Here is a 4,393-nt window from a genome sequence, read left to right as displayed (position 1 = left end):
TGAGTTGTAGAAGATGAACTCGAGGATCACGCGGTGACCGCCCTGCTGTCCAGCACGACCACCCCGCTACACCACTATGAGGGACTCAACTGCGGAGTGTGGCACCACGACGGTATGGGTCGGTGATCAGGGAGTCCGCTACTACGCCCATGGGCGTGGCCTTACGACGTCGTCCCATCTTCTGGAGGCGCAAGCGCGAGCATCCTCGAACCGTAATGAACGCCTTGAGGTTGCTCGTCGAATGTACACGAAGCGATTCGCAGGCGAGTCTGTTGACGCGTTCACGATGCAGCAGCTTCGAGGCCGAGAAGGCGTGCGCATGGCGAGGATCTATCGATCCTTGTCTGCTCGGTATGGAGTCGCGTGGGGCGGGAGAAGCTACGATGCCGACGATTTCTCCCGCTCGGACCCCATCAACGCCGCGATTTCTTCGGCAAATGCGGCCCTATATGGTCTCGTCCATTCCGTCATTGTGGCGCTTGGTTGTAGCCCCGGGCTCGGCATCGTTCACAACGGAAACTCACGAGCCTTCGTATTCGACATCGCCGATCTTTACAAAGCCGACGTGTTTCTTCCCATCGCCTTCGAGGCGGTTGCCGAAACTACCGCAGACCTCTTTGGGGAAGTCCGAAGACGAATGCGCGACCGAATGAAAAGACAGAAGCTCATCTCTCAGATTGTTCACGATATCCAGGAGGTCCTGGGGGTTGAGCCTGAGCTTGAAGCAAGTGTTGTGTCGCTGTGGGATTACCAGCAAGGGAAAGTGTCGGCTGGGACGAATTGGGGAAGCTCGTGGCCGTCGTAACGCTAGTGACAACCGCCGCCCCGCCCTCACTTCGCGGAGAGTTGACACGCTGGTTCCTCGAGGTAGCTCCCGGCGTCTACGTCGGGCAGGTCTCCCAACGCGTGCGAGAGCAGCTTTGGCTACTAATTCAGGACCACATCGGTCCTGGTCGCGCGATTCTCTCCTACTCAAACAACTCCGAGCAGGGATTTGGGTTTGAGGTTATTGGACACGACCGCCTCCCCATTGAGCGCGAAGGTTTGACCTTGATCTGGCAGCCCAGCCTGGTGAAGCAGTCGGGAGCTTCTCCAGGCGATCCTTCCGATTCCCAGTCGTGGGGTGTGGGAAGTCGACGACGGAGCTATCGAGGAAATTACGGCCGAAGATGAGATGGGTTCTCACCTAGCGAGTGAACGAAATCGGCCAGTTTTCGACGGGTTTTCGTTATGATCTTTAGTCAGCTCCCCGCGCTCGCGGGGATGAGCCGCTCACGTGGACAGTGCCGCGTACCGGGCCCCGCAGCTCCCCGCGCTCGCGGGGATGAGCCGCGATCGCGGACGAAACCTACACCTACGATCCGCAGCTCCCCGCGCTCGCGGGGATGAGCCCGTTCACGTCAATGGTCAATGCTGCGAGTGAGCCAGCTCCCCGCGCTCGCGGGGATGAGCCCGGGATAGGGCCGTCTGTATCAACGGAGCTCATCAGCTCCCCGCGCTCGCGGGGATGAGCCCACTATGTGTATATACTGGGGGTACAAGGCAGGCAGCTCCCCGCGCTCGCGGGGATGAGCCGGTACAAGGCCAAGGGATAAGGCCCCGGCCAGACAGCTCCCCGCGCTCGCGGGGATGAGCCGTCCGGTAAGGCGAGCGCTAAGGCCGCGCTGGGCAGCTCCCCGCGCTCGCGGGGATGAGCCCCAGAACCCGTCGTGGGGCGAGAGCGAGATCGGCAGCTCCCCGCGCTCGCGGGGATGAGCCGACCGTTCTCACCGACCGTGAACGACACGGTGACAGCTCCCCGCGCTCGCGGGGATGAGCCTAACGCAGGCAGCACCAGCCAGCGAGCGCGAACCAGCTCCCCGCGCTCGCGGGGATGAGCCGTCATCCTGGAGGACACCGAAGATGGGGCGCTGCAGCTCCCCGCGCTCGCGGGGATGAGCCCCCGAATGGTATTTTCTCCGCCGTGTTTTCGATCAGCTCCCCGCGCTCGCGGGGATGAGCCGATGAGGGGCGCATACTCGGCGACGTTTTTCAGCAGCTCCCCGCGCTCGCGGGGATGAGCCTACGCCCCGCATCGTACTGGCGGTTAAAGGTGGCAGCTCCCCGCGCTCGCGGGGATGAGCCGGAAGCACACCCATGGCTAAGTCCACGTCCAATCAGCTCCCCGCGCTCGCGGGGATGAGCCGGAAAAGACCATCGAGGGGGAACTCGCGCGTTTCAGCTCCCCGCGCTCGCGGGGATGAGCCGTCGTACGCGCCCATCAGATCGCCCGGCAGTGGCAGCTCCCCGCGCTCGCGGGGATGAGCCGGAGCCCGCATGTCGATGAACGTCGGCGAACTGCAGCTCCCCGCGCTCGCGGGGATGAGCCGTCTTGAAAAATAACGCGTTCGCAGCGCTCGAGCAGCTCCCCGCGCTCGCGGGGATGAGCCTCGACTCTGGCTTATGGACGAGTGGTTTGTTGACAGCTCCCCGCGCTCGCGGGGATGAGCCGATCATTTTCCCCTTAGCTGGAATACGGCGCTACAGCTCCCCGCGCTCGCGGGGATGAGCCCGGCAGATACCCGACTTCCAGCCAGTTTCGTACCAGCTCCCCGCGCTCGCGGGGATGAGCCGTCAGAGGTCAAGTCGGCCTATGTGCTCCAGGGCAGCTCCCCGCGCTCGCGGGGATGAGCCCCGGCGGTTAGGTTCGGTTAGGTTGAGGGTTTCCAGCTCCCCGCGCTCGCGGGGATGAGCCGTAGACCTCCACTCCAGTCTGGTCGCCAGCGGCCAGCTCCCCGCGCTCGCGGGGATGAGCCGAGGTAGGCGTGTGAGGGGTCGATGACGTATCCCAGCTCCCCGCGCTCGCGGGGATGAGCCTCTCCATCTTGTAGACGGGAAGGGTGCTGCGAGACAGCTCCCCGCGCTCGCGGGGATGAGCCCGAGACCGTGCCGCAGATCGATGCGCAGGCGCTCAGCTCCCCGCGCTCGCGGGGATGAGCCCAGGACGTAACTGGTTTTGTCGGCTAGGACGGTCAGCTCCCCGCGCTCGCGGGGATGAGCCCCTGGCGTGAGCGGCGAGTGCTACCTCGTCCCGCAGCTCCCCGCGCTCGCGGGGATGAGCCTCTTCCCCTTATAACCCTCCGCCGGCAACTCCACAGCTCCCCGCGCTCGCGGGGATGAGCCACAGTACGCGGCCGGGCAGGAACAGCGCCGCCTCGCAGCTCCCCGCGCTCGCGGGGATGAGCCCGAGACCGTGCCGCAGATCGATGCGCAGGCGCTCAGCTCCCCGCGCTCGCGGGGATGAGCCCAGGATTCTGACGGATACCGCTTCCGCAACTGGCAGCTCCCCGCGCTCGCGGGGATGAGCCGAGAAGAAGTCCGTCCCGACTCCGAAGGACGTCCAGCTCCCCGCGCTCGCGGGGATGAGCCTTTCTAGCCGTCATCCAGGAGGCGTACGGCCTGGCAGCTCCCCGCGCTCGCGGGGATGAGCCGCGCCGAATCGAGATGCAACGTACGCATATTCACAGCTCCCCGCGCTCGCGGGGATGAGCCCGTAGGCGTTGCCACTGAGCGCGAGCGATAGCACAGCTCCCCGCGCTCGCGGGGATGAGCCCCGGCTGCACGACGTTGTTATAGAGCCAGGAAAACAGCTCCCCGCGCTCGCGGGGATGAGCCGTCGAATTCGCCCTTCACCCACCAGCCGTGGTCCAGCTCCCCGCGCTCGCGGGGATGAGCCTTTCGTTTAGTTTTCGGGTCATCCATTTTGGGGCAGCTCCCCGCGCTCGCGGGGATGAGCCCGCGGGCAAGACCTCGTTCGAAATCTTGTCCATCAGCTCCCCGCGCTCGCGGGGATGAGCCGGTATGCGCATATACCTAACGCGGCATTCCCACCAGCTCCCCGCGCTCGCGGGGATGAGCCAGAGTCGGACACCTTCGCGCATCAGATGCAGGTCCAGCTCCCCGCGCTCGCGGGGATGAGCCTCCAGGCCGGACGACGGTGTGGACGGCTCACCGCAGCTCCCCGCGCTCGCGGGGATGAGCCGGGCATCGAGTTGATCGTGACGGCGGGTCATGCCAGCTCCCCGCGCTCGCGGGGATGAGCCCCGTCCACAATCATCTTTCCCCATCGACGCCGGCAGCTCCCCGCGCTCGCGGGGATGAGCCGGAATATTCCCGCCCCACACCACGCGCACCGGACAGCTCCCCGCGCTCGCGGGGATGAGCCCAGACGACGTGGCTCGGCTTCGGCATCGGTCTTCAGCTCCCCGCGCTCGCGGGGATGAGCCAGCGATGCTGCGAGAGTCCCTCCGAATCGATGAACAGCTCCCCGCGCTCGCGGGGATGAGCCTGAATTTTGCACTCTATCGTCCCAAGGTAGTGGCAGCTCCCCGCGCTCGCGGGGATGAGCCGCCGA

2 protein-coding genes and 1 CRISPR repeat array are annotated in these 4,393 nt (G+C 65.5%); both genes read left to right on the top strand.

From position 1 onward, the window contains the following. The first annotated feature begins 76 nt into the window (after nt 1–76). Nucleotides 77–805 (top strand): type I-E CRISPR-associated endonuclease Cas1e, encoded by a 729-nt coding sequence (gene cas1e / locus BSZ39_RS12150; RefSeq protein ID WP_073717583.1) that lies wholly within the window; start codon nt 77–79, stop codon nt 803–805. Further along, entirely contained in the window at nt 742–1,173 is a 432-nt protein-coding gene (gene cas2e, locus BSZ39_RS15160; protein WP_083603341.1) for a type I-E CRISPR-associated endoribonuclease Cas2e, read from the top strand. Before cas1e ends, cas2e begins: the two co-directional genes overlap by 64 nt. Nucleotides 1,174–1,242: 69 nt before the next feature. Further along, a CRISPR array of direct repeats spans nt 1,243–4,388; the repeat unit is 28 nt; unit sequence CAGCTCCCCGCGCTCGCGGGGATGAGCC. Between the last annotated feature and the right edge of the window lie 5 nt (nt 4,389–4,393).

The organism is Bowdeniella nasicola, from assembly GCF_001907295.1.
Taxonomy (GTDB): Bacteria; Actinomycetota; Actinomycetes; order Actinomycetales; family Actinomycetaceae; genus Bowdeniella; species Bowdeniella nasicola.
The sequence above is the reverse complement of the archived record's forward strand: the minus strand, read 5'-3'. Positions and strand labels throughout refer to the sequence as shown.

What these genes read in the sequence shown, in the direction of transcription:
- cas1e (WP_073717583.1), top strand. Translation starts at nt 77, where the DNA reads ATGAGGGACTCAACTGCGGAGTGTGGCACCACGACGGTATGGGTCGGT.